The organism is Mycobacterium zoologicum, from assembly GCF_020181635.2.
GTDB classification, from domain to species: domain Bacteria; phylum Actinomycetota; class Actinomycetes; order Mycobacteriales; family Mycobacteriaceae; genus Mycobacterium; species Mycobacterium zoologicum.
The window spans coordinates 56,052-81,430 of sequence record NZ_JAYJJS010000004.1 but is presented as its reverse complement, the minus strand read 5'-3'; the positions used below and the strand labels follow the sequence as shown (position 1 = coordinate 81,430).

The 25,379-nt window shown below is 68.0% G+C and carries 22 protein-coding genes; 10 read left to right on the top strand and 12 right to left on the bottom strand.

Going from position 1 to position 25,379, the window contains the following annotated elements:
- Nucleotides 1-20 precede the first annotated feature (20 nt).
- Complete coding sequence (locus K6T84_RS04610) at nt 21-734, bottom strand: class I SAM-dependent methyltransferase (RefSeq protein ID WP_224861897.1); 714 nt, start codon at nt 732-734, stop codon at nt 21-23.
- Between the two features lie 91 nt (nt 735-825).
- On the opposite strand from K6T84_RS04610, the gene K6T84_RS04605 reads away from it, so the two are divergent.
- From K6T84_RS04605 to K6T84_RS04590, 4 genes are all read left to right on the top strand, one after another.
- A complete protein-coding gene (locus K6T84_RS04605; protein WP_225400458.1) occupies nt 826-1,869 on the top strand; it encodes an LLM class flavin-dependent oxidoreductase in 1,044 nt (347 codons plus the stop codon).
- 220 nt (nt 1,870-2,089) lie between these two features.
- A complete protein-coding gene (locus K6T84_RS04600; RefSeq protein ID WP_224861901.1) occupies nt 2,090-2,389 on the top strand; it encodes a PE family protein in 300 nt (99 codons plus the stop codon).
- Between the two features lie 9 nt (nt 2,390-2,398).
- Complete coding sequence (locus tag K6T84_RS04595) at nt 2,399-3,598, top strand: PPE family protein (protein WP_224861903.1); 1,200 nt, start codon at nt 2,399-2,401, stop codon at nt 3,596-3,598.
- Between the two features lie 17 nt (nt 3,599-3,615).
- Entirely contained in the window at nt 3,616-4,818 is a 1,203-nt protein-coding gene (locus tag K6T84_RS04590; RefSeq protein WP_225402041.1) for a PPE family protein, read from the top strand.
- A gap of 10 nt (nt 4,819-4,828) precedes the next feature.
- On the opposite strand, the gene K6T84_RS04585 is transcribed toward K6T84_RS04590, so the two are convergent.
- Both K6T84_RS04585 and K6T84_RS04580 read right to left on the bottom strand, forming a co-directional pair.
- Nucleotides 4,829-6,184 carry a PE-PPE domain-containing protein gene (locus K6T84_RS04585; RefSeq protein WP_224861905.1) on the bottom strand — a complete coding sequence of 452 codons (1,356 nt, stop codon included), beginning with the start codon at nt 6,182-6,184 and terminating at the stop codon, nt 4,829-4,831.
- Between the two features lie 121 nt (nt 6,185-6,305).
- The gene (locus K6T84_RS04580) at nt 6,306-7,907 is read right to left on the bottom strand and encodes a serine/threonine-protein kinase (RefSeq protein ID WP_225400459.1); all 1,602 of its coding nucleotides are present in this window, start codon (nt 7,905-7,907) and stop codon (nt 6,306-6,308) included.
- Between the two features lie 107 nt (nt 7,908-8,014).
- Here K6T84_RS04580 and aroA point away from each other — a divergent pair, with 107 nt between their 5' ends.
- Together aroA and rsgA are read left to right on the top strand one after the other, a co-directional pair.
- On the top strand, nt 8,015-9,307 hold the full coding sequence (aroA, locus tag K6T84_RS04575; RefSeq protein WP_225396818.1) for a 3-phosphoshikimate 1-carboxyvinyltransferase: 1,293 nt from the start codon (nt 8,015-8,017) through the stop codon (nt 9,305-9,307).
- A gap of 52 nt (nt 9,308-9,359) precedes the next feature.
- Nucleotides 9,360-10,337: a ribosome small subunit-dependent GTPase A gene (gene rsgA, locus K6T84_RS04570; RefSeq protein ID WP_225399846.1), complete on the top strand. Its 978-nt coding sequence runs from the start codon at nt 9,360-9,362 to the stop codon at nt 10,335-10,337.
- Here the strand turns inward: rsgA and K6T84_RS04565 are convergent.
- From K6T84_RS04565 to K6T84_RS04545, 5 genes are all read right to left on the bottom strand, one after another.
- Nucleotides 10,334-11,590, bottom strand: a complete 1,257-nt coding sequence (locus K6T84_RS04565) for a fatty acid desaturase family protein (protein WP_225396819.1) — start codon at nt 11,588-11,590, stop codon at nt 10,334-10,336. The two genes, rsgA and K6T84_RS04565, sit on opposite strands and share 4 nt — an antisense overlap.
- Before the next feature lie 89 nt (nt 11,591-11,679).
- Nucleotides 11,680-12,834 (bottom strand): ferredoxin reductase, encoded by a 1,155-nt coding sequence (locus K6T84_RS04560; RefSeq protein ID WP_225396820.1) that lies wholly within the window; start codon nt 12,832-12,834, stop codon nt 11,680-11,682.
- A gap of 39 nt (nt 12,835-12,873) precedes the next feature.
- Nucleotides 12,874-13,362, bottom strand: a complete 489-nt coding sequence (locus K6T84_RS04555) for a DUF6912 family protein (RefSeq protein WP_225399847.1) — start codon at nt 13,360-13,362, stop codon at nt 12,874-12,876.
- A 26-nt stretch (nt 13,363-13,388) separates the two neighbouring features.
- Nucleotides 13,389-14,213, bottom strand: coding sequence for a polyphosphate kinase 2 (gene ppk2, locus K6T84_RS04550; protein WP_225396821.1), 825 nt, complete (start codon nt 14,211-14,213; stop codon nt 13,389-13,391).
- Nucleotides 14,210-15,604: a WS/DGAT/MGAT family O-acyltransferase gene (locus tag K6T84_RS04545; RefSeq protein WP_225396822.1), complete on the bottom strand. Its 1,395-nt coding sequence runs from the start codon at nt 15,602-15,604 to the stop codon at nt 14,210-14,212. The genes ppk2 and K6T84_RS04545 overlap by 4 nt, the downstream gene beginning before the upstream one ends.
- A 167-nt stretch (nt 15,605-15,771) precedes the next feature.
- Between K6T84_RS04545 and K6T84_RS04540 the strand changes: the two genes are divergently transcribed.
- Entirely contained in the window at nt 15,772-16,284 is a 513-nt protein-coding gene (locus tag K6T84_RS04540) for an Rv3235 family protein (RefSeq protein WP_225396823.1), read from the top strand.
- Nucleotides 16,285-16,314: 30 nt separating this feature from the next.
- On the opposite strand, the gene secA is transcribed toward K6T84_RS04540, so the two are convergent.
- The 3 genes from secA to K6T84_RS04525 all read right to left on the bottom strand — a co-directional run bounded on the left by secA (nt 16,315) and on the right by K6T84_RS04525 (nt 20,618).
- Nucleotides 16,315-19,065 (bottom strand): preprotein translocase subunit SecA, encoded by a 2,751-nt coding sequence (gene secA / locus K6T84_RS04535; RefSeq protein WP_225396824.1) that lies wholly within the window; start codon nt 19,063-19,065, stop codon nt 16,315-16,317.
- 97 nt (nt 19,066-19,162) lie between these two features.
- The gene (gene hpf, locus K6T84_RS04530) at nt 19,163-19,864 is read right to left on the bottom strand and encodes a ribosome hibernation-promoting factor, HPF/YfiA family (protein ID WP_225396825.1); all 702 of its coding nucleotides are present in this window, start codon (nt 19,862-19,864) and stop codon (nt 19,163-19,165) included.
- 112 nt (nt 19,865-19,976) lie between these two features.
- Nucleotides 19,977-20,618 carry a ComF family protein gene (locus K6T84_RS04525; RefSeq protein WP_225396826.1) on the bottom strand — a complete coding sequence of 214 codons (642 nt, stop codon included), beginning with the start codon at nt 20,616-20,618 and terminating at the stop codon, nt 19,977-19,979.
- A 178-nt stretch (nt 20,619-20,796) separates the two neighbouring features.
- Between K6T84_RS04525 and K6T84_RS04520 the strand changes: the two genes are divergently transcribed.
- From K6T84_RS04520 to K6T84_RS04510, 3 genes are read left to right on the top strand one after another with little or no spacing between them, the layout of a single operon-like run.
- Nucleotides 20,797-23,130: a nitric-oxide reductase large subunit gene (locus tag K6T84_RS04520; protein WP_225400460.1), complete on the top strand. Its 2,334-nt coding sequence runs from the start codon at nt 20,797-20,799 to the stop codon at nt 23,128-23,130.
- 8 nt (nt 23,131-23,138) lie between these two features.
- Nucleotides 23,139-23,777, top strand: coding sequence for a hypothetical protein (locus K6T84_RS04515; RefSeq protein WP_224861928.1), 639 nt, complete (start codon nt 23,139-23,141; stop codon nt 23,775-23,777).
- A 17-nt stretch (nt 23,778-23,794) separates the two neighbouring features.
- Nucleotides 23,795-24,538, top strand: a complete 744-nt coding sequence (locus K6T84_RS04510) for a slipin family protein (RefSeq protein ID WP_408066054.1) — start codon at nt 23,795-23,797, stop codon at nt 24,536-24,538.
- Between the two features lie 18 nt (nt 24,539-24,556).
- Here the strand turns inward: K6T84_RS04510 and K6T84_RS04505 are convergent, their stop codons facing one another.
- Nucleotides 24,557-25,327 (bottom strand): SDR family NAD(P)-dependent oxidoreductase, encoded by a 771-nt coding sequence (locus K6T84_RS04505; RefSeq protein ID WP_224861932.1) that lies wholly within the window; start codon nt 25,325-25,327, stop codon nt 24,557-24,559.
- Between the last annotated feature and the right edge of the window lie 52 nt (nt 25,328-25,379).

Below are 25,379 nucleotides of genomic sequence, written 5' to 3'. Positions count from 1 at the left end.
CAGTAAGAAAATGCGGCCGGCTATCCGACCCGGGTGGCGGCCACCGCCCAGAACGGCATGTGGATCACGTTGTCCACCAGCAGCGGTTGCAGGATCTGATACCTCTGCTGCAGCGCACGAACGCCGTCGAGCAGGTCCTCGCGTCCCAGCGCCTCCATCACCGAGATCATCTCGGTGAACGAGTTGGGGTCGAAGCTGCCCTGATAGGCGGTGGTTCCGATGTGGTCGATCCGCCACCCCGCCTCGGCGAGCAGCGGGCCGAATCGCTCGGGATCGGGGCCATCCAACTGCCAGCCGTTGATGTTGTGCCGTCCGGCTTCGAACATGAACAACCGCGCCTGGGGTTTGGTGGCCCGATGCAGATTGCGCGCATAGCGCAGTTGGGTCTCCTCGTCGTCCTGGAACAGGTGATAGAAGGCGCTGTCGACGACGGTGTCGAAACGGCCGTCGAATCCGGCAAGCTCGACGGCATCGGCGACCTGGAAGTTCACCGTGACACCCGCGTGCGCGGCATTGTGTTGCGCTTGTGTGATCGCGGCTGGCGAAAGATCGATTCCGGTCGTCGAATAGCCGTGGGCGGCATAGTGAATCGCGTGGTGACCGGAGCCGGTTCCGGGATCGAGCACCTCTCCGCGCAGCGCGCCGTAGGCCACCAGCTGCTGTACCGCCGGCTGTGGACGGCCGATATCCCACGGCTCGGGCGGCGGGGCCCCCGGGACGGTGTCGGTGCTCATCGCGTCCCACTGTGCGCGATTCCGGTTAACGAAATCCGAACACCCGGTGTACGCCCGGCGACGGCCCGCCCGCGATGGCAAGATCGCCGCTGTGCGCCTCTCAGTGCTCGACCTCGCACCGGTACGCACCGACCAGTCCAGCGCGGACGCGCTGGCCGCGTCGATGCGCCTGGCGGCCCTGGCCGACGATTTGGGCTACACCCGGTACTGGGTCGCCGAGCATCACAACGTGGCGTCGGTGGCCGCGACCAGCCCGGCCGTTCTGATCGCGATGATCGGCGCGGCCACTTCGCGGCTGCGGATCGGCTCAGGCGGGGTGATGCTGCCCAACCACGCACCACTGGCGGTGGCCGAGCAGTTCGCGCTGCTGGAGGCGGCCTACCCGGGCCGCGTCGATCTGGGCATCGGCCGGGCCGCCGGAGCCGACCCGGTGACGTCGATGGTGCTGCGCGGACCGGTCGGTCGCAGCGATCGTGATATCGATGCGTTCCCAGACCATCTCGACGACGTGATCGGCCTGCTGGGCCCCGCCGGGGTGTCGGTTCAACTGCCCGACCGCCAGTACGTCCTGCGCTCGACGCCGCGGGCGCTGACGACGCCGCGGGTGTTCGTGTTGGGCTCTTCGTTGTACTCGGCGCAAGTGGCCGCGGCCAAGGGTCTGCCGTACGTGTTCGGCCACCATCTGTTCGGTCAGCACACCGCCGAGGCACTCGCGCTCTACCGGTCGCAGTTCGTGCCGAGTGAGACGGCACACGAACCGGTGTGCATTGTGACCGTCAACACGGTTGTCGCCGAAACCCGTTCGGAAGCAATGACTTTGGCTCTCCCCCACCTGCAATTGCAAGCCCAGGCCGTCGACGGCGCTCCGGCGGGCAGGCTGGACCTGGCCGACGACGCCGGGCACACCTCACTGACCGCACAGCAGAGCCAGATCGCCCAGGCCGAACTGGAACGCGCCGTGGTGGCTACGCCGGCCGAGGCGATGGCGCAGCTGCGAGAGTTGGCGGCCCGCTTCGAGGTCGACGAGGTGATGCTCAACCCGGTCGCCTCGACCCGGCGGGGCAGCGATCCGGCAACCGCTCCGGAGCGTGAATCCACGCTCCGGCTGCTGGCTGGCTCGATGAACGAAAGATGAACTCGCGGTGATGAGAACTGAACGGCCAGGGGTGTTTCGGTGAATGATCCGGATGCGGTTCCGAACGGTCGGTGAACAACTGCTGACACTCTCCGAAAAGGCCCCTTCGTGGCTGGGACGTGGCGTTCAGATCGCCTAGCGTCGGTGGTGCGCCCAAAGCGCAGTGCGACCCGCCTCCCGGTGGGAAGCCCACAACGTCGAGGACTGTACGAGGAGCGTCATGTCGTTCGTAACGACACAGCCCGAAGCCCTGATGGCGGCCGTCGCCAGCCTGCGGACCATCGGTTCGTCGATGGCAGCCCACAGCGCAGCAGCAGCCGCACCCACCACCGGCGTCATCCCCGCCGCCGCAGACGAGGTCTCGGCACTGACGGCGGCGCAGTTCGCCGCACACGCCCAGGCCTACCAGATGGTCAGTGCCCAGGCCGCAGCCGTGCACGAGATGTTCGTGAACGCGCTGAGCAACGGCGCCAACGCGTACGCCGCCACTGAGGCTGCCAACGCAGCCGCGGCCGGTTAGGACACGACGATGGACTACTTGAGTTCACCGCCCGAGGTGACCTCCACCAAGATCTACTCCGGCCCCGGCTCGGAACCGATGACGGTGGCATCCTCGGCCTGGAGCGCACTGGCCGCCGAGCTGAAATCCGTTGCGGCGTCCTACCGTGCGGTCATCAGCCAACTCACCACCGAGGAGTGGTTGGGGTCGGCGTCGGCGACGATGGCGACCGCCGCGGCACCGTATGTGGCCTGGATGGAGCTGACCGCCGCGCAGGCCGAGCAGGCCGCCGGCCAGGGCCGGGCCGCCGCGGGCGCCTACGAGACGGCACGCGCCACGATCGTGCCGCCGACGGCGGTGACCGCCAACCGTCAGCTGCTCCAGCAGCTGGTGTCCACGAACATCCTCGGGCAGAACACCCCGTCGATCGCGGCCACCGAGGCTGAGCACGGCGAGATGTGGGCGCAGGACACCCTCGCGATGTACGGCTACCACGCCCAGTCCGCGGCGGCCAGCAAGCTGAGCGACTTCACCACGCCGCCGAACCCGACCAACCCGGGCGACTCCACCGGCGCCGCGGTAGCCCAGGCGACCAGCGGAGCCTCGGCCACCAAGGCGTCCAGCACGCTGCAGAACCTGTTCAGCTCGCTGACCGCCAATTCGGCCGAGAGCACTGGCAACCCGGCGCAGGACATCCTCAACGACCCGAACTACAACCTGAGCAACCAGCTGATGACCCAGCTGGTGACCGGGTCGAACCTGCAGTCGAACAACATCTGTGCGGTCTGGCGTGGTGTCAGCGGTGTGCTCGGCCTGCAGAAGTTGGGGGCCGACGCCATGAAGGGCGCCTCCAGTGCCGCGAGCGGCGCTGCGAGCGGCGCCGCGAGCGCTGCCTCGGGTGCCGCGGGTGCCGCGGCGAACCTGGGCGGCGCCGGCGCGATCGGCGGACTTTCGGTTCCGACGAGTTGGGTCCCACCGATGCCGGCGGCGTCCACGTTGGGCCCGGTCTCCGGCGGCTCGTGGGTTCCGGTCGGTCCGGCCGCCACGGTCCCGTCGGCCGCCGGAATCCTCGGCACCACCCCGATGGCGCCGCCGGCGGGCATGCCCGGTATGGCCGGAATGCCCGGAGTTCCCGCCGCTGGCGCGGCCGGCGCCGGTTTCCGCGGGTTCGGCGGGCCGCGTTACGGCACCGCGTTGACGGTCATGCCTCGTCGGCCCTTCGGCGGATAGCACCAAGGGGCCAAGTGATCGACTACGGGGCACTGCCACCGGAGATCAATTCCACGCGCATGTACACGGGCGCGGGTTCCGGCCCACTGTTGGCAGCTGCGGGAGCCTGGGACGTGTTGGCCCAGGAACTGAGCGTGACCGCTGCGGCGGTGGACATGACGATCGCGGATCTGACCAGCGGTCCGTGGCGCGGGCCGTCGGCCACCGCCATGGCGGCCGCGGCGCTGCCGTTCACCACCTGGTTCAAAACCACCGCCGCGCAGGCCGAACTGGCAGCCAGCCAGGCCAAGGCCGCCGCGGCCGCGTTCGAGGCCGCGTTCGCGATGACCGTTCCGCCCCCGGTGGTGCTGGCCAACCGGATGCAGCTGATGGCCCTGATCGCCACCAACTTCTTCGGCCAGAACACCCCGGCCATCGCGGCGACCGAGGCCCACTACGCGGCGATGTGGGCACAGGACGCCACCGCGATGTATGCCTATGCGGGTGGTTCCGCGGCGGCAACTCAACTGTCGGAGTTCACCTCGCCGCCGCAGACCACCAATCCGGCTGGGCCCGCCGGGCAGGCCACCGCAACCACCCAGGCCATCGGCAACTCCGCGGCATCGCAATCGCTGACCACGGCGCAGTCGCTCACGCAGGCGGGCGCCGCAACCGGGTCGCCGGTCGCGCCGGGGGGCAGCACCGTGCCACCTACCACGGCCGTCATGCAACAGTGGGTCAATCAGCTGACGACCTACACCCGCCTAGCCAACTCGGCCATGGGGGTCTTCCGGATCAGCGACAGCGTCGGCCAGGGACTCAACGGCTGGGAGGTGTCCGGCCCGGCCATAGCCGACTCCAAGGCCTTCCTGGCAACGTTGGCGCCGGTCGCCGAGGCCGCGAAGGTGGGCACCGCAGCTGTCCAGACGCCGGGTTTCGGGGCCGCTACGCCGTCGGCGGCCCTGAGCAAGGGCATCAAGATCGGCGCCTTGTCGGTGCCGCAGAGCTGGCCCGTCACGCCTGCTTCGGCCAATCCGTCCGCGGCCACCCTGGTGTCCAGCCGGATCGCAGCGACAGCCGCCTCGGAAGCCGGCGTGACGCCGCGGGCCGGAATGGCCGGCATGGCAGGAATGGCCGGTCTGCCCGGGGCCAGTGCAGCCGCCGGGGCCAGCGGTATGCGGTTCGTGCCCCGCTACGGCTACCGCCACCGGGTGATGAACCGGCCGCCCAGCGCCGGGTAGCAGCCCCGAGTCAGATCACTGCGCCCAGCAGGGCCAGCGGCAGGATCCCGGCGTCGAAGGCCAGCATGGTGCCGATGGCGTCGAAGATGTTGCCGCCGGCCAGTTCTGAGCTGAAGATGTCGTAGTTGACCTGCGGCAGATTGAACAGCAGTGCTGTGCCCACGTCCAGGAAAGGGATACCGGTGTGCGGCGGGAACGTGCCGAAGAGATCCTGCTCCGTGGGGAAGTAGGAGAAGAACTGAGCCAGCTGAGTGTCCGAGATCGCGTTGATGGAACTCTCCAACTCGGTCAAGAATGCCGGTGGGGTGTCGCTGGGGTGGAAGATGTCGTTGACGAATGCCGTAATGCCTTGCTGCACACCATTGTTCAACGCGTCGGGAAGTTGCTGCAGGAGTGCGGTCATGGTCGCCGAGTCCGGCATGAACCCCAGCGGCGTCGCCACGTCGGCGGGGCCCTGGCTCCAGCCGTGCTCGATGTTGCCGTAACCCAGATTCACCAGGATCCTGGTGACCGGTTCAAGCAGATCGTAGAGCGCCTGTCCCCCATTGCCGAAGAACAACAACGGATACAGCAGCGGCAGCCCGCCGGCCGGAATCATGTAGTAGTCGGTCAGCGAATCACCGGCGGTCGGCAACAGCACCGCATCGGCGATCTGCTCGGATGTCAGCCCCAGATAAGTGGTGTGCTGGAAGGCGATTCCCATGATCGCGTTGAGCACCGACAAGAAGTTCAGCGGGTACTGCGGGAAGTCGGCGAACCCGTCGTACTCCCGGGTGTAGATCTCGGCCGGGTACAGATCCGACGCCCCGGCGCCGCTGAACGTGATACCCAGGCTGGGCAGGGTGGGCTGCGAGTCGTCCGGCAGGTTGAACCGCTCAAGCATCCCGCCGTTGGGCGCACTGACATCACCGACCATCACGAAATGCACGTTGTCACTGGGCACTCCGGCATCGGCGAGCTGATACTGCAGCAGCGTCTCGACGATGGCGCCCTGCGACCAGCCGAACACCACCGCGGGGTTCTCGGCACTGAGTTCGCCATTGTGGTACGGCGCCATGATCGCGTCGAAGAGGTTCTGCCGGCCCTGTGCGAGCGAATCGTCGAGCTTTCCGCCGAACGGGCCCAGGAACGGGTAGAGCTGTTCGGGGGTGGTCACCGCCTGCGTGGTGCCGGTGAAGCCGTGCGGCGCCAGGTACAGGTCTTTGACCGCCTCCACATAGGACGGACCGGGGGTGGCCAGGCTGCTGCCACCGATGATGAACGCCGTGCCGCCGCCCAGCGAAGACGCCGTGGTGAAGGCCCGCGAGACCGCGCCCGCCGAAGCATCGGGCTGGGCCACCGGCGCGACACCGATCAGACCGACCATGACCGCACCGATAGTCGAGCAGGCACTACGGGGGGATGGCATGGCTTTGCGCTCCAAAACTTTCGGGCAACTTTGAATTTTCCGAAAGTAACATAGGCCCAATGCCTAAAGAGTCACCTACTCAGGCCGGCTTGACCGGCTTGATCGGTTTGGCGGCATCGACCGACGGATCGATGCCCGCCGGTATGTCGCCGAAGCGACTGACCACCACCGGAACCCAGACCTGGGCACCGCGCTGGCCGCACTCGTTGGTCTCGACCGTGGCGACCATCGCGCCGTGCATGACACCGGGGATGGTCGGCTCCAGCGTCAACTCCTGCAGGGTGGTCTGGGTGCCCGGCTGACCGCTGGCGCTCACGCAGGCGGCATCGAGCTTCTGCGGCCGAGAATGCCAGGCACCGTCGCGGTACTCCAGAGTCATGTCCGAGCCGCCGTCGGGCAGCTTCACCGCCTTGTGGTGATCCTTGATGTCGAGCATGGTCGCGGTGGCGGTGCACTCGGTGCTGTCGCACGTCGACTTCACGGCCCACCAGGTGCTGACGTTGGGCGGGTGGGGATTGGGCACGCCGTTGTACTTCTCCCCAGCCCGGTTTGCGTCCACCCGATAGGTTCCGTCGAACTCCGGAGCCGCGATCGGCGTGGCCACCACGGCGGCGGGCGCCGTCACTGCGGCAGAGGCGTTTTCGGCCGGGATCCTGCCCAGCAGATGCGGGACGATCGCGGCAACAATGCCCACCGCCACAATGCCGACCGGTATCAGAATCGCCGGCTGGGCCAACGGGGCCAGGCGGCTCGGCGGGGGCTCGGGAAACGCCTGGCGCGGAATACCGCGCACCATCGTGCTGGCCGCATCCGATGGCTCGTCGGCATCCGGGTGGCCGAGTTGCTCCGAGAGCGCCGTCACGAATTCCGAGCAGGTCCGGAACCGTTCGGCGGGATCCTTGGCCAGCGCCGCCGCCATCACGTCGTCGAACGCCTCCAGATCCGGGCGCCGATCGCTGAGCAGAGGCGGTGGGGTGTTCAGATGATGGCTGATCACGGTTACCGGGTTCTCGTGCTGGAACGGCGGAACGCCGGTCAGCACATGGAATGCGGTGGCCGCCAGCGAGTACTGGTCGGCGCGCTCGAGGCCTTCGGAGCCCATCAGCTGCTCGGGGGCGGCGTAGGCGATGGTGCCGATCGCCAGATTGCTCGCGGTCAGCCCGGTGGGGCCGCTGAGCTGCCGCGCGATGCCGAAGTCGGCCAGCACCGCCGTCAGGTCGTCCTCGCTGCCCTCTTCGGGAAGCGGCACCAGGATGTTGCTGGGCTTGACGTCGCGGTGCACCACCCCCTGGCGGTGCGCGTAGTCGAGCGCGTCGGCGATGTTGGCCAGGATCGGGAGCGCGATCTCGGCGGGCATGCCGGCCGGGAATCGGCGGCAGATCAGCTCGCCGAGTGTCTCGCCGTCAACGAATTCCATCGCGATCCACAGCCGACCGCGGTACTCGCCGCGGTCGTAGACCCCCACGATGTTGGGGTGCACCAGGACCGAGGCGGCCTCGGCCTCGCGCCGGAACCGCTCCTCATACTCCTCGTCGGCGCTCAGCGAACGGCGCAGCACCTTCACCGCTTCCAGGCGAGGCAGCCGAGGGTGCTGCGCGAGGTAGACCTTTCCCATCGCGCCCGCACCGAGAAGTTTGAGGATGGTGTACTCAGCAAAAACTGAGCCCGCCGCAAGAGCCATGCCAGCGATGGTAAACACCCCAGGTAAACGGTTGGGTGACGCAAAGCGGCCAACCGGCAAAGAACCTAGGGGTTGCTGTGAGCACCGGCGCTGGCAGGATGAAACCCGTGACGACTTGGCCGGCGCCGACCACCACCACGCCCGTCGACGCCTCGGTCGCGGTACCGGGATCGAAGTCCCAGACCAACCGGGCACTGGTATTGGCAGCGCTGGCGGCCGCCCGCGGCGGCGGGGTCTCGACATTGTCGGGAGCGCTGCGCAGCCGCGACACCGACCTGATGCTCGACGCGTTGCGGGCGCTGGGCCTACGGATCGAGGCATTGGCTCACCAGGTCACGGTCAGCGGTCGCCTCGACCCGGAGCCCGACACTCGATTGAACTGCGGGCTGGCCGGCACCGTGCTGCGGTTCGTTCCGCCGCTGGCCGCGCTGGGCAGCGGCGCCGTCACCTTCGACGGCGACGAGCAGGCCCGGACCCGGCCGATGACGCCCCTGCTGGACGCGATGCGCAACCTGGGCATCGCCGTCGACGGGCAGGGCCTGCCGTTCACGATCCACGGCGCCGGCGCGGTCGCCGGCGGCACCGTGGAGATCGATGCCTCGTCGTCATCGCAGTTCGTCTCCGGACTGCTGCTGACCGCCGCGGCGTTCGACGCCGGGCTGACCGTGGTGCACACCGGTGCATCGCTGCCGTCGGCGCCGCACATTGCGATGACGGTGGCGATGCTGCGCCAGGCCGGAGTCGGCGTCGACGACAGCACCGCCAACCGCTGGCAGGTGCTGCCCGGGCCGGCGGCGGCCCGGCACTGGGAGATCGAACCGGACCTGTCGAACGCCACCCCGTTCCTGGCTGCGGCGGTGGTCACCGGCGGCACCGTGCGCGTGCAGGGGTGGCCGGCGGCCGGGGTGCAGCCGGGCGAGGCCATCACCGACATCTTCGGCAGGACCGGAGCCACGGTGCGCCTGACCTCCTCCGGTCTCGAGGTCGCCGGACCGTCGGCCTATCCCGGGTTCGACGTGGATCTGCGTGCGGTGGGTGAACTCGCCCCGACGGTGGCGGCGCTGGCGGCACTGGCCGAACCGGGATCGGTGTCGCAGCTGCGCGGGATCGCGCATCTGCGCGGCCACGAGACCGACCGGCTGGCGGCGCTGACCACCGAGATCAACCGGCTCGGCGGCCAGGCCGTCGAGACCCCCGACGGCCTGGTGATCACCGCGGCCCCGCTGCACGGCGGCACCTGGTACTCCTATGCCGATCACCGGATGGCCACCGCCGGGGCGATCATCGGGCTGCGGGTCCCCGGCGTCGAGGTGGACGACATCGAGACCACCGCCAAGACCCTGCCCGCCTTCCCCCGGATGTGGGCCGAGATGCTGGCAGCTTCGGGGTCCGGCGCTTGAAAGCCGGCGGTTAACGAGGCTCGACGGAGGAGAGGCGAAGTTGGACCGCCGAATCAACACCGGCGACTACGACGAATCCGACGTCAAGGTCCGTTCCGGGCGTGGCTCGCGGCCGCGCACCAAGATCCGTCCCGAGCATGCCGACGCGCGATCGGCGATGGTGGTCAGTGTCGACCGGGGCCGCTGGGGATGCGTACTCGATGACTCCCCCGATCAGGTCACCGCGATGCGCGCCCGTGAGCTGGGCCGCACCCCGATCGTGGTGGGCGATCGTGTCGACGTGGTCGGCGACCTGTCCGGCCGCCCCGACACCCTGGCTCGCATCGTCCGTCGCGGGCCGCGGCGAACGGTGTTGCGGCGCACCGCCGATGACACCGACCCCACCGAGCGGGTGGTGGTCGCCAACGCCGATCAGCTGCTGATCGTGGTGGCACTGGCCGACCCGCCGCCGCGCACCGGTCTGGTCGAGCGCACGCTGATCGCCGCGTACGCGGGAGGCCTCAAGCCGATTCTGTGCCTGACCAAGACGGACCTGGCCGACCCGGGACCGTTCGCCGGTCAGTTCGCCGACCTGGAGCTCACCGTGGTCACCGCGGGCCGGGAAGACCCGCTAGACGCCGTCGCCCCGCTGCTGGAATCTCAGGTCACGGTGCTACTGGGGCACTCCGGCGTCGGAAAATCCACTTTGGTGAATCGCCTTGTCCCCGAAGCTGATAGGGCGGTCGGGCGGGTAACCGACATCGGACGGGGCCGGCACACCTCCACCCAGTCGGTGGCGCTGCGGCTGGCCGGGTCCGGCTGGGTGATCGACACCCCGGGCATCCGCTCGTTCGGCCTGGCCCACATCGCACCCGACGACGTGCTGCTGGCGTTCTCCGATCTCGCCGAGTCCATCGGCGAATGCCCGCGCGGCTGCGGACATCTGGGACCGCCCGCCGATCCGGAGTGCGCCCTGGACACCTTGACCGGCCCGGCGCAGGGCCGGGTCGCAGCAGCGCGCCGGCTGCTCACGGTGCTGCGCGAAAGTTAGGCCGCCAGGTCGGTCTTGTCGCGGCGCCAGCCCCGCACGGCCGCGATCGCGGTCTTGAGCCCGCGCCGGCGACCGGTGGCCGGATCGATGCCGACGAATCCCGGTTCCAGCTCGGCGAACATCTTCTCGCTTCGGGTCTCGGGGGCGTCATCGGCAGTGTCGGTCAGGAAGCGGTCCGGCAGTGACAGTTTCGCGATGGTGCGCCAGGTTTTGCCGTACTGCACCAGAAACGGCCCGGTGGTGTAGGGCAGGTCGTACTTGACGCACACCGCACGCACCCGCTCCGCGATCTCCGGGTAGCGGTTGCTCGGCAGATCCGGGAACAGGTGGTGTTCGATCTGGTGCGACAGGCTGCCGCTCATGAACCGCATCGGTTGTCCGGCATCGATGTTGGCGCTGCCCAGCAACTGGCGCAGATACCACTGGCCGCGCGACTCGCCGACCATGTCGGTCTTGGTGAACTTCTCGGCACCGTCCGGGAAGTGGCCGCAGAAGATGATCGCGTTCGACCACACGTTGCGGATGATGTTGGCGATCACGTTGGCTTTCAATGTCGAGGAGAACGTCGCACCGGGCGACAGCGAGGTCACCGCCGGGAAGGCCACGTAGTCCTTGAACACCTGTCGGCCGGCTTTGGCGCCGAACTCCCGAATCCGTACCAGGGTTGCCTGACGGTCGCTACGCCCCTTGAAGATCTTGCCGATCTCCAAGTGCTGCAACGCGATTCCCCACTCGAAGCCAAGGGCGAGCACCAGGTTGTACACCAGGTTGAATACGTTGAAGCGCTGCCACCGCTGATCCCGGGTCACCCGCAGCACGCCGTAGCCGACGTCGTCATCCATGCCCAGGATGTTGGTGTACTTGTGGTGGGCGAAGTTGTGGGTGAAGCGCCAGTGCTTGGCCGCGCCCGACATGTCCCACTCCCAGCTGGTGGAGTGGATCTCCGGGTCATTCATCCAGTCCCACTGACCGTGCAGGACGTTGTGGCTGATCTCCATGTTCTCGACGATCTTGGCGACCCCGAGGGTCACCATGCCGGCCCAGCGCGCCGAGCGGCGCGAGCTCGCCGCCAGCAGCACCCGGCCGGTCACCTCCAGCGCGCGCTGGGCGGCGATGGTGCGGCGGATGTAGCGGGCGTCGCGCTCACCGCGCGACTGTTCGACGTCGCTGCGAATGGCGTCCAGCTCGGCGGCGAGGTTCTCCACGTCGGCGTCGGTGAGGTGCGCGAACACCTCGACGTCGGTAACCGCCATCAGACCGCCTTTCGGGCTTCGGGTACTTCGATCAACTTTGACCGACACCATCGTAACCTACGCTTCCGTAGGTTACCAGCGGGTAACTGTCAGACGTCCAGTTGGCAGTCGCCTGCAGCGGTGCACACGCAGGTCTGGATACGGGTGCCCGGCTCGCGGTCTTCCCCGGTACGCAGGTCCCTGACCTGGCCTTCGGTCAGCTCGACCACACAGGACTGGCAGATCCCCATCCGGCACCCGAACGGCATTGCGACGCCGGCGCTCTCCCCCGCCTCCAGCAGCGTGGTCGCAGCGTCGGTGACGACGCTCTTGCCGCTGGCGGCGAAGGTGACGGTCCCGCCGCCCCCGGACACCGCCGTGCGGGCGATCGCGAAGCGCTCGATGTGCAGCCGGTCGGCGATCCCGGCGTCCGCCCAGATCCGCTCGGCGTCGCCCAACATCGCCGTCGGCCCGCAGGCCCAGGTCACCCGCTCCCGCCAGTCCGGCACCTCGGCATCCAAGGCCTGAATGCCCCCGGGTCCACCGAGCTCCAGCCGGCCCTCGGTGCGGGTGGCCCGCAGCCGCAGCCGATAACCGGAGTGCTCGCGCGCCAGCGCCGCCAACTCGTCGGCGAACAGCGATTCATCAGCGGTCGGTGCCGAGTGCAGGTGAACGACATCGGTGACACCGCCCCGGCGAGACAGAGTGCGCAGCATCGACATGATCGGGGTGATACCGGACCCGGCCGTCACGAACAGCATCGCGGCCGGCGGCGGGTCGGGCAGCACGAATTCGCCGCGCGGCGCGGCCAGCCGGACGATCGTGCCAGGAGCCACACCGTCGACCAGGTGGCTGGACAGGAATCCCTCGGGCATCGCCTTGACCGTGATGGCGATGGTGCGCGCCTGGCTGACCGGAGTCGAGGTCAGCGAGTAGGACCGCCAGCGCCAACGGCCGTCGACCTGCAGACCGATGCCGATGTACTGGCCGGGCTGATAGTCGAAGTGAAAGCCCCACCCCGGCTTGATGACCAGCGTCGCCGAGTCCGCCGTCTCGCGCCGCACCTCCAGCACCCGGCCGCGCAGTTCACGCGCCGACCACAGCGGATTGGCCAGCCGCAGATAGTCGTCCGGCAACAGCGGAGTGGTGATCTGTGTTGCGATGCGACGCAACACATTCCACCCACGATGAAGGTCAGCTCCGACTACGGTCGGTCGCCTGGTGTCGCCGATGCGCGCGGTGATCGCCGAATGTTTCTTACTCACAGTGAACCTACGGTAGCGTAACTTCTCGCTCCGCCCGCATCACAGCAGGTCAAGCAGGAACGGCAGCTCCTGGGTGGCATACCAGGCCAGGTCGTGATCCGCGGCGTCGCCGACCGTCAGCTCGGCGTCCTCGTCGCCGAGGTCGGCGTCGTCGATCACCGCCATCGCCGCCAGCACCGCCGGCTCGGCGGCGGCATTGTCCACGTAGGCCGCGACCACATCGCCGATCAGCACCGGCCCGGCCAGCCGGACCACCGCGGCATCCAGGTCGGGACGCACGGTGGCGCCTTCGGCTTCGGCGACCAACACCGCCCGGCGAGTGGGCAATGCGGTATCCGAGTCGTCGGCGACCCCTGCCGTTTCGGCACCCAACAGCCGCAGCGACGCCAGCGCCGCCTCGGCCAGCGCCACCTCGGCCAGTTCGTCGTCGTCGCCGTGGGCGTAGGACTCCCGCAACGCCGGCGTCACCGCGAATGCGGTGCCGCTGACCGCCGGCAGTGACCCGTCGGCGACCAACCGGGCCAGCATGGCCAGCGTCGCGGGTATGTAGACCCTCACGGCTCACCCAACAGCGTTGCGGCGTAGTCCGGCACATAGCGGTACAGCGCCCGGTCGGGGCGCTCGTAGTCACCGGTCACGTTCGCGCGGTCCGGCAGATCCACCCGTTCCTGCTTCACCTCGGTGTAGGGAATCGTGGACAGCAGATGCGCGATCATATTCAGCCGGGCGTGCTTCTTGATCTCGGACTCCACCACATACCAAGGACTTTCATCGACATCGGTGTGCGCCATCATCTCGTCCCGGGCCCGGGAGTAGGCGTCCCAGCGGTTCACCGACTCGAGGTCCATCGGCGAGAGCTTCCACCGCCGCAGCGGATCCTTGCGCCGACTGCGGAAACGCCGCAACTGCTCGTCCTGCGAGACCGAGAACCAATACTTGCGCACCAGGACCCCGTCGTCGATCAGCAGCCTCTCAAAGACCGGAGCCTGCTGCAGGAACAGCGAATGTTCCTCCGGTGTACAGAAACCCATCACCTTCTCCACCCCGGCCCGGTTATACCAGGACCGGTCGAACAGGGTGATCTCACCGGCGGCCGGCAACTGCGCGACATACCGCTGGAAATACCACTGCCCGCGTTCACGCTCGCTGGGCGCCGGGAGCGCCGCGATGCGCACCACGCGCGGGTTGAGGCTCTCGGTGATGCGCTTGATCGCACCCCCCTTGCCGGCGGCGTCACGGCCTTCGAAGAGCACCACGACCCGAGCGCCGGTGCTGCGCACCCATTCCTGAAGCTTGACCAGTTCGATCTGCAGGCGCAGCAGTTCGCGCTCGTACACCTCGTCGGAGATCTTGTGTTTCGCGTCCCGGTCGCCGGTCACTTCGCCGCCTCCAGCAGTTCGGCCAACGCCTCATCCAACAGTGCCGAGACCACCCCGACGTCACTCATCGCCTTGCGGTCGGCGTTGACCCCGTAGTACAGCGTGCCGTTGTAGGACGTCACCCCGATGGCCAACGCCTTATTGGGCAGCAGCGGCGGAACGTTATAGGTCTCAAGAAGTTTCGCCCCGCACACATACAGCTGCCGCTGGGTTCCCGGTGCGTTGGTGATCAACAGGTTGAACACCCGCCCGGAGAATCCGGAGAACGCCGTCGCCACCCGAACACCCATCGCGTGCAGCGTGGGCGGGGCGAACCCCGACACGGTCAAGATGGTGCGGGCGTCGACCAGGCCGGTCGGCGTGGGGTGCGATTCGGTGGCGTAGGCGATCTGCGAGAGCCGGACCACCGGATTGGGTTCTCCGACCGGCAGGTCCACCAGAAACGGTGTCACCGCTCCGATCGGCTGACCCGCGGTGTCCAACTCATGGTCCGGATGCACCGACAGCGGCGCCATGGCCCGCACCGTCCGGGTGGAGGACACCGGCTCGCCGCGGGACAGCAGCCAGTTCCGCAGTGCGCCGGTGATCACCGCGAGCACCACGTCGTTGATGGCGCAGTCGTAACGGGCCCGCACCGTGCGGTAATCCTCGAGCGAGCCCCGGGCCACCGTGAAGAGCCGGTTCTGCGAGACCTGGGTGTTGAGCGGGCTGCTCGGTGCGGCGCCGCGCACGACGGCCCGGGCGGTATCGGATACCTTGCGGCCCAACCACATCACTGGGCCGCCGACGGTCGAGCCGACCGCTTTGAGCTGTGCCTGCGGAGCCCCCACCCAGTCCCCGACCGCGTCCAGAACCAGTTCGACGGCACCGGGCTCGCGCCGGGGCACCCAGATGTCCTCGTCGAACGCCGGTGGGCGCTGCGTCCGGTCGACCAGGACGTGCGCGAGCGCCGGTGCCGCCATCCCGTTGACCATCGACTGATGCGACTTCACATACAGCGCGACCCGGTTGTCGGCGAGCCCCTCGATCAGATACAGCTCCCACAGCGGCCGGAACCGATCCAGCGGCTGCTGGGCCAGCTGGGCGATCAGCTCGTGCAACTGCCGGTCGGATCCCGGTGAAGGCACCGCGAGATGCCGCACGTGATAAGTGATGTCGAAGTCATGGTCGTCGACCCACACCGGCCGCGCCAGGCTCAGCGTGACTTCACGGATCTTCTGCCGGTAGCGCGGCATCTGCGGCAACCGCTGCTCCACGGTGGCCAGCAGCTTCTCGTAGCCGAGCCCGCCGCGCGGATTGCGCAGCAGATACAGCGACTGCACGTACATCGGCGTCGTCGTGTTCTCCATCCGGTAGAAGGACGCATCCGTCGCCGACAGTCGATTCACCATCGCGGCCGACCACCTCCTTCACCTCCGAAATTCTGCGCTCACCGTAGCCCGCCGCCACCGCGAGACGCACGCGCACACGGCTGCGTCGCGATTGTGCGATGATCGCCGCACCCCGCCTGCCACTCTCCAGCAGGTCCATCCGTCGGATACGAACCTGGAGAACAGCCGTGAGCACCGACTCAGTCACACCCACTCCGGTCGCGCCGGTGATCGACTACGAACCACCGGCCCGCGCCGCGACGCCGCGCCGGTCCGCTCCGGCGCCGACAACCCGGCACCGCCATGCTCACCCGCCGCAACTGCGGCCGGACCGGCCACCGCACACCGCACTGCCCGCCGGGCTGCAGTCAGCGGCGATGTTCGCCGACGCCGCGTTGCGCCGGGTGCTTGAAGTCGTGGACGGGCGCCGCCCGCCGAAGCACCTGCACGCGCTGCTCTCCGCCGGGCTGGCCGAGTCGGTGCGCTCGGCTCGGGTGTCCAACTCGCCGGAACGGGCCGGGCCGGCGACCCTGCAACGCGTTCGCGTCCGGCCCGCCGAACCGGCCGGCGCCATCGAGGCCTTCGGCACCTACCGGCGCGGCCGGCGCACCCACGCGCTGGCCTGCCGCCTCGAATCGGTACCGGCACGCAGCGGTGTGTCCGGCACGTCGTGGCGGATCGTCGCGCTGCACATCGGCTAGCACCGATCCCAAGCGGGTGAGCCGCAGGCGTCAGCCCTTGGGCGGCGTCTTGGGCATCCGGGACCCACGGCCTTCGCGGCGGGCCGCCTCGCGCCGCTCACGGCGAGAGACGTTGCCGGCCGGCTCGAGGTCGCGGTTACGCCGAACCTTTGCCGAACCGTCCTCGTCGGGGCCTGAATAGGTCAGACCCGCCGCGCCGTCGGCACCCTTGGCGCCGTCGATTCCCTTGGCACGCAGTCCGGCCGGAGCGTCCATCGGCGCGACCGACTGCTGCGGCGCGGCTTGAACCGCGACGTTGAACAGGAAGCCGACCGACTCCTCTTTCAGGCCGTCGAGCATGCCGGTGAACATGTCGAAGCCCTCGCGCTGGTATTCCACCAGCGGGTCGCGCTGGGCCATCGCCCGCAGACCGATGCCCTCCTTGAGGTAGTCCATCTCGTAGAGGTGCTCGCGCCACTTACGGTCGATCACGCTGAGCAGCACGCCGCGCTCCAGCTCCCGCATGGATCCGGGGCCGGCGGTGGCCTCAACCTCGGTTTCGCGTGCTGCATAGGCGTTCTCGGCATCGGCGATCAGCGCGTCGAGCAGTTCCTCGGGAGTCAGGTCATCGGCCTCACCGACCTCGTCGGCGTGCAGCAGCTCGTGATAGTCGATGCCGACCGGGTAGAGGGTCCGCAGGGCGGTCCACAGCTGTTCGAGGTCCCAGTCCTCGGCGTATCCCTCGGCGGTGGCGCCGGTGACGTAGGCCTTGATCACGTCGACGAGCATGTCGTGCGCCTGCTCGGCCAGGTTCTCCCCGTCCAGGATGCGCCGGCGCTCTGCGTAGATCACCTTGCGCTGCTGGTTCATCACCTCGTCGTACTTGAGGACGTTCTTACGGATCTCGAAGTTCTGCTGCTCCACCTGGGTCTGGGCGCTCTTGATCGCCCGGTTGACCATCTTGGCCTCGATCGGCACATCGTCGGGCAGGTTGAGCCGGGTCAGCAACGACTCCAGGGCCGCGCCGTTGAAGCGCCGCATCAATTCGTCGCCGAGCGACAGGTAGAACCGCGACTCGCCCGGGTCACCCTGCCGGCCGGACCGACCGCGCAGCTGGTTGTCGATACGGCGCGACTCGTGCCGCTCGGTGCCCAGCACGTAGAGACCACCGGCCTCGATCACCTCGGTGGCCTCGGCGGCCGCCTCCGCCTTGATCTGCGGCAGCACCTCATCCCAGGCCGCCTCGTACTCGTCGGGAGTCGTCACCGGGTCCAGGCCCTTCGACCGCACCCGGTCATCGGCCAAAAAGTCCGGGTTGCCGCCCAGCACGATGTCGGTACCGCGACCGGCCATGTTGGTGGCCACCGTGATGGCACCGCGGCGGCCCGCCTCGGCGATGATGTGCGCCTCCCGCTCGTGCTGCTTGGCGTTGAGCACGTTGTGCGGAATGCGGCGCTTGGTCAGCTGCTTGGACAGGTACTCCGAGCGCTCGACGCTGGTGGTGCCGATCAGCACCGGCTGGCCCTTCTCGTACCGCTCGACGAGGTCGTCGACGACCGCGAGGAACTTAGCCTCCTCGGTCTTGTAGATCAGGTCGATCTGGTCGGTGCGCGCCATCGGCTTGTTGGTCGGGATGGGCACCACGCCGAGCTTGTAGATCTCGTGCAGTTCGGCGGCCTCGGTCTCGGCGGTGCCGGTCATCCCGGCGAGCTTGTCGTAGAGCCGGAAGTAGTTCTGCAGGGTGATGGTGGCCAGCGTCTGGTTCTCGGCCTTGATCTCCACCTGCTCCTTGGCCTCGATGGCCTGGTGCATGCCCTCGTTGTAACGCCGGCCCACCAGCACGCGGCCGGTGAACTCGTCGACGATGAACACCTCGCCGTTGCGGACGATGTAGTCCTTGTCGCGGTTGAACAACTCCTTGGCCTTCAGCGCGTTGTTGAGGTAGCTGACCAACGGCGAGTTGGCGGCCTCGTAGAGGTTGTCGATGCCGAGCTGGTCCTCGACGAACTCCACTCCCAACTCATGCACGCCGACGGTGCGCTTGCGCAGGTCGACTTCGTAGTGGACGTCCTTGTTCATCATCGGCACGATCCGGGCGAACTCGGTGTACCAGTTCGAGCTGCCGTCGGCCGGGCCCGAGATGATCAGCGGGGTGCGCGCCTCGTCGATCAGGATGGAGTCGACCTCGTCGACGATGGCGAAGTTGTGCGGGCGCTGCACCAACTGATCCAGCGAGTGCGCCATGTTGTCACGCAGGTAGTCGAAGCCGAACTCGTTGTTGGTGCCGTAGGTGACGTCGGCGTTGTAGGCGACCCGCCGCTCATCCGGGGTCATCTGGGACAGGATCACCCCGACCTCCAGGCCCAGGAAGCGGTGCACCCGGCCCATCCACTCGCTGTCGCGCTTGGCCAGGTAGTCGTTGACGGTGACGACGTGCACGCCCTTGCCGGAGATCGCGTTGAGGTAGGCCGGCAGCACACAGGTCAGGGTCTTGCCCTCACCGGTCTTCATCTCCGCGACGTTGCCGTAGTGCAGGGCCGCGCCGCCCATCAGCTGCACCTGGAACGGCCTCTGGCTCAGCACCCGCCAGGCCGCCTCGCGGGCCACAGCAAACGCCTCCGGCAGCAGGTCGTCAAGGGATTCACCCTCGGCGTGACGGCTGCGGAACTCATCGGTCTTGGCGCGCAGCTCCGCGTCGGTGAGGCTCTCGATTTCCCCTGACAGGGTGTCGATGTAGTCGGCGACCTTCCTGAGTCGTTTGACCATGCGGCCTTCACCAAAACGCAGCAACTTGGACAGCACTAGCTATGTCCCCTACTCAGTCTTCATCCATTACGAGCGCCACCCATCGTAGGTGACGCCGCGCACAGCGGCGGCCCCGCCGCGGTCGGGCCGCCGGTCAGACCAGTCGGATCAGTCCGTAGTCGTAGGCGTGCCGCCGGTAGACCACCGAGGGCTGTTCGGTCTCCTTGTCGTGAAACAGGAAGAAGTCGTGCCCGACCAGCTCCATCTCATAGAGCGCGTCATCGACGGACATCGGCGTGGCGGTGTGCTCCTTGGTGCGCACGATCCGGCCCGGTTCGTGGTCGTGCTCGGCCCCGTGACCGTCGGCCGCCGCGTGGCGGTGGTCGGGTTCGGCGGTGCCGTCGCGATTGAACGCCGCGGCGAGCAGCTCCGGGGCGATGGCGGCCCCGGTCGCCTCGGCCACCGACAGCGGGGTCTTGTCGCCGTAGGAGACGTTGCGCCGGTCCTTGCCGCGGCGCAGCCGGCCCTCCAGCCGGTCGATGGCGGCCTCGAAGGCCGCGTAGAAACTGTCGGCGCGGGCTTCACCGCGTACCACCGGGCCGCGGCCGTGCACGGTGATGTCGATCTGCTGGCAGGACTTTCGCTGCCGACGATTGTTGGCGTGCTTGAGTTCGACGTCGAACAGTCGGATGGAGCGGTCCAGCCGTTCCAGGCGGGCCAGCTTCTGCGCCACATAGACCCGGAAGTGGTCCGGGATATCGACATTGCGGCCCTTGACCACGATCTCGGCGCCCGGCCGAGCCTGACCCTCCGAGTGGTCGGATGTACCGCTGGTTTCCACGAATTGACTCGTCATGCTCGACACTTCCTTCTTGTTGTCTCGACCACGTTGCTGCAATGTTCGCCTGACCTTGATGACGACCGTAGCCATGCCGCCGGATACTCGCCACCGGTTTGACATTGCAAATTCATACCGCCGCAATCACCAGCGCCGCCGACACCGAAATTCCACCCGCCCGAAGCACCCGCACCGACTCGGCGAGGGTGGCCCCGGTGGTGACGACGTCGTCGACGAGGAGGACATCACCGGCGCTCTTGGGGATCGAGCGGTGCCGCAGCAGCACCCCGCCGGCCAGGTTGCGTTCCCGGGCGCCGCTGCCCAGACCCACCGAGTCCCGCGTCAGTGCCCGCATCCGCAGCGCCGGCGCCACCGTGATCCCGGGATGGCCGGCCGTTGCCCCGGCCGCGATTCGTGCGATCGGGTCACCACCGCGCCGACGGGCCGCACTGCGCCGGGTGGGCGCGGGGACGATGGTCAGCGGCGCGTCGAGCATCCCCCAGCACAGCAGCCGGTGCAGGGCTCCGGCCAACGGCACCGCCAGCGGCGCGATCAGGTCGGTGCGGCCGCGTTCCTTGACCGCGACGATCGCCTGGCGCCGGGCCCCGGCGTAGCGACCCAGTGCGAACACCGGCACCTGCGGGTCCAGCCGCGGGCTGACCAGTCGCGGTTCATCCGGGGCGACCGCGAGCTGTCCGGCGCACACCGCACACCAACGGGTGTCGGGCGCACCACAGCCACCGCATCGCAGGGGAAGCACCGCATCGAGCACACCCGCAGGGTGCCACCGGCCACCGACAGTCGGCCCCCGCAAATTTCTACTACGTCACGTCGTACTTTGATGTCAAGGGCCGTTGGTCGGCAGCGCCGATGACCGCGGACCCCAGTCGCAGTGACCTCGCTGACAGAATTACCAACATCGCCTCGCGATGCTGTTACCGTCCCGACCCATGACCTCCGAATCAACTCAACTGGGTACGCCCACCAGCGACTCCGGCCGCAGCGCGGCACTGGTCGGCAAGGGCTGGGCCCAGGGCGTGGCCCTGGTGATGATCTTCGGATTCCTGGTGATGGGAATCCTCGCGATTCGCACCTACACCGCTTCGATGCCGATGCCCGACAAGGTCGTCTCCGAGTCCGGGCAGCAACAGTTCACCGGCAAGGACATCACCAGCGGCCAGACGCTGTTCCAGGCCCGCGGACTGATGCAGTACGGCTCCGTGCTGGGCCACGGCGCCTACCTCGGCCCGGACTACACCGCCGAATACCTGCGGCTGGCCACCGAAGACGTGGCGGATCAGTTCCAGGCCCAGGGCGTGGCGGACCCGCACACCCAGGTGGTCACCGAATTCCGGACCAACCGCTACAACGCCGACACCAAGACGCTGGTGTTCACCGACAAGCAGGTCCAGGCGTTCAACAACATCGAGAAGCACTACGCCGAATACTTCGGTGAGCCCACCACCAAGTACGGCCTGCTGCCGGAGATGATCACCGACCCCGGCGAGATCCGTGACCTCACCGCGTTCTTCGCCTGGACGGCCTGGGCCTCGGCGGCCGACCGGCCCGGCCACAGCTACAGCTACACCAACAACTGGCCCTCGGAGCCGCGCGTCGACAACGGCCCCACCGGCTCGGTGGTGGTGTGGTCGGTGCTGTCACTGATCGTTCTGCTCGGCGGCATCGGGGTCATGTTCACCGTCTACGGCCGGTGGAGCCAGAACATCGGCTGGCACGGCTCGGAGATGACCAAGCTCGAGTTCCGCCAGCCCGGCGACGTGCCGCTGACGCGGTCGCAACGGGCCGCGATCTGGATCTTCGCCGTCGTCGCCGTGCTGTTTTTGATCCAGACGCTGCTCGGCGGCGCCGTGGAGCACTACCGCGCGGACCTGTCGGCGTTCTACGGGATCGACCTGGCCAAGCTTCTGCCCTACAACCTGGCCCGTACCTGGCACCTGCAGCTGTCGCTGTTCTGGACCGCGGCGGCATTCCTGGCCGGCGGAATCTTCCTGGTGCCGTTCATCACCCGTCGCGAGCCCGCCAAACAGTCGTGGCTGGTCTACGGCCTGCTCGGTGCGCTGGCCGTGGTGGTCTTCGGATCGATGGCATTCGAGGCCCTGTCGATCTTCGGCAAGGTCGAGCCCGGCACCGTGATGTCGCAGCAGTGGGAGTTCCTGGACCTGCCGCGGGTGTTCCAGCTGCTGCTCATCGTCGGACTTTTCCTGTGGATCTTCATCATCTGGCGCGGCATGCGCGCCAAGCTGGCGACCACTTCGAAGATGAACCTGCCCTGGGTGTTCTTCTTCACCGGTCTGGCCATCCCGACCTTCTACGCGGTCAGCCTGCTGGCCGGCACCGAGACGCACTTCTCGGTCGCCGACTTCTGGCGGTTCTGGATGGTGCACCTGTGGGTCGAGGACTTCCTGGAGCTGTTCACCACGGCGATGGTGGCCTACCTGTTCGTCCAACTCGGGGTGGTGCGCGAGCGCGTCGCACTGCTGGTGATCTTCCTCGACATCATCTTGTACTCCGCCGGCGGCGTGATCGGCACCATGCACCACCTGTACTTCTCCGGAACCCCGGTGGAGCACATGGCCATGGGCGCATTCTTCTCGGCCGCCGAGGTCATCCCGCTGACCTTCCTGACCGTGGAGGCGTGGGCCTTCCTACAGTTGGGGGCCCGCCAGGAAGCCGGTGGTGAGCACAACTTCCCGGCACGCTGGGCGGTGATGTTCCTGGTAGCTGTCGGGTTCTGGAACTTCCTGGGCGCCGGCATCTTCGGCTTCCTGATCAACCTTCCGGTGGTGTCGTACTACGAGATCGGTACCGCGCTGACGGCCAACCACGCCCACGCGGCGATGTTCGGGGTCTACGGCATGCTCGCGGTGGCGCTGGCGATGTTCGCCTTCCGCTATGTCATCCCGGCCGACAAATGGCCGAACAAGCTGGCCCGACTCTCGTTCTGGTGCATGAACATCGGCCTGGCCTGGATGGTGTTCGTCACGCTGCTGCCGCTCGGTGTGCTGCAGCTGTTCCACTCGGTCAACGCCGGCTACTTCGAGGCGCGGTCGCTGGGCTACATCACCCAGCCGGGCAACGCCCTGCTGGAGTGGCTGCGGCTGCCGGGCGATGCGATCCTGATCGTCGGCGGGGTGGTGCCGTTCTGCTGGATCGCGTGGACGGCGCTGCGCAACTTCCGCTCCGGCGAGACGGTCGACGAACTGCCTGAGTACCCGCTCTACCAGCCGGTTGCCGCCGACGTCGAGACCACCGCGAAGGGCTGAGGACACCGATGACGATGCCGGGAGCGTGGGTGTGGCTGATATCCGGCTACGCCCTGCTCCTGCTCGTCTTCGCGTGGGGCTTCGACGCCATGGCCAAGCGGACCTCCGAACGCGCCGCCCAGTGGCGCACCGGAAAGTTCGTCTACCACGAGGATCACGACGCCTGGAAGTGCCCGGAGGACCAGTGGCTCTGGCCGACCTCCTTCGACCCGGACAACCGGGTGATGCGGTACCAGGCCACGCCGTCGATCTGCAACGCCTGCCCGGTCAAGGACACCTGCACCACGTCGAATCACGGCCGGCAGATCAGTCGGCCGGTGGACCCGTGGCCGCATTCCGAGGCAGGTCGGTTCCACCGCGGTATCGCCTGTGCGGTAGCAGGTTTCGGGGTGGTGATGCCGCTGGCGGCGCTGATCGCCAATCACGGGCCCTCCGACGTGCTGGTACTGGGCACGGCGATCCTGATCGTGGTTGCCGGCGGGTCCCCACTGGTCCGCCATCTGTGGAACACTCCGGCGAACGCCCCGGCGATCACCATGGCCGGCGCCGAGGAGCAGATCGCGAACGCCGAAGCGGCCATCGACCGATACTCCACCCGGTGGGGCGGCTCGTACGCCGGCACTTCAGACAAGGAGAAGGCACGTTGAGTGAGGGCGTCATCACCGTGTTGGTGATCGTGATCGCGACACTGGGTGCGCTGGCCTACTTCTCCGTCAAAGTCCTGCCGGAGTACGAACGCGGCGTGGTGTTCCGGCTCGGCCACGCCCGCCCGCTGTATCAGCCCGGGCTGCGGTTTCTGATTCCCTTGGCGGACAAGATCATCCGCGTCGACGAACGGGTTGTGACGCTGACCATCCCTCCGCAGGAGGTCATCACCCGCGACAACGTGCCGGCCCGGGTGAACGCGGTCGTGATGTTCCAGGTCGTCGACCCGCTCAAAGCGATTCTGGCGGTGGAGAACTACGCGGTGGCCACCTCGCAGATCGCCCAGACCACGCTGCGCTCGCTGCTGGGTCGCGCCGACCTCGACACCCTGCTGGCGCACCGCGACGACCTCAACGCCGACCTGCGCAACATCATCGACAAGCAGACCGAGCCGTGGGGCGTGCAGGTGCGGGTGGTCGAGATCAAAGACGTGGAGATTCCCGAATCCATGCAGCGCGCGATGGCCCGCGAAGCGGAGGCCGAGCGCGAGCGCCGCGCCAAGGTGATCAACGCCCGCGGTGAGCTGCAGGCCTCCGAAGAGCTGAGCCAGGCCGCCGAGACACTGTCGAAGAACCCGGCGTCGCTGCAACTGCGTTACCTGCAGACCCTTTTGGAGCTCGGCGCGGATCAGAACTCCACGGTGGTGTTCCCGCTGCCGGTGGACATCATCACCCCGTTCCTCGGTGGCGCCAAGCGGGGATAGGCGTCAAGAGGCCTTCGCCTAACGCGCGACCATTCCGCCGTCGGCGTGGATGGTCTGCCCGGTGATGTAGCTGCCCGCATCGGAGACCAGAAGCAGCACCGGTCCGACCATTTCGTCGGGATCGGCGATGCGCTGCAACAGCGTCGCACCGCGCAGCGCCGCAATGAACTCCGGCGGGTTGTTGCGCACCATATCGGTGTCGACCGGCCCGGGAGCGATCGCATTGACCCGGATCCCCGACGGCGCCAGCTCAGCCGCCATCGACCGAGTGTATGAGACCAGCGCAGCCTTGGCGGCGGAGTACATCGACGTCGCCGGCGAGAACACGAAGGCGCCGGCCGACACCACGTTCACGATCGCGGCGTGCCCGCTGCGGCGAAGATGCGGCAACGCCGCCTGAACCAGCAGTACCGGCCCCTGCAGGTTGACCGCGAACGACTTGTCCAACGCCGCGGGGGTGATCTCCCCGAACGGCAGCGCAAGCGCATTGGCGGCGTTGTTGATCACGATGTCGACCCCGCCGAACCGCGCGACGGCGGCCTCGACCAGCTGCCCGATCGCGTCGGCGTCACCGAGATGGGTGGGCACCCCGATGGCCTGCGCACCGGCCTGACCCAGCTGCTGCGCGGCGCGCTCGCAGGCGTCGGGCTTGCGGCTGGCCACCACGACATTGGCTCCGGCGGCCGCCAGGCCGTGCGCGACAGCCAATCCGATACCACGGGTGCCGCCGGTGATGATGGCGGTGCGTCCGGTCAGGTCGAACAACGCGTTGAGGGCGGCGGCGTCCACGGGTGCAGCGTAATGGCTTAATACCCTGTGCATCCACCGGTCGCCCCGGATA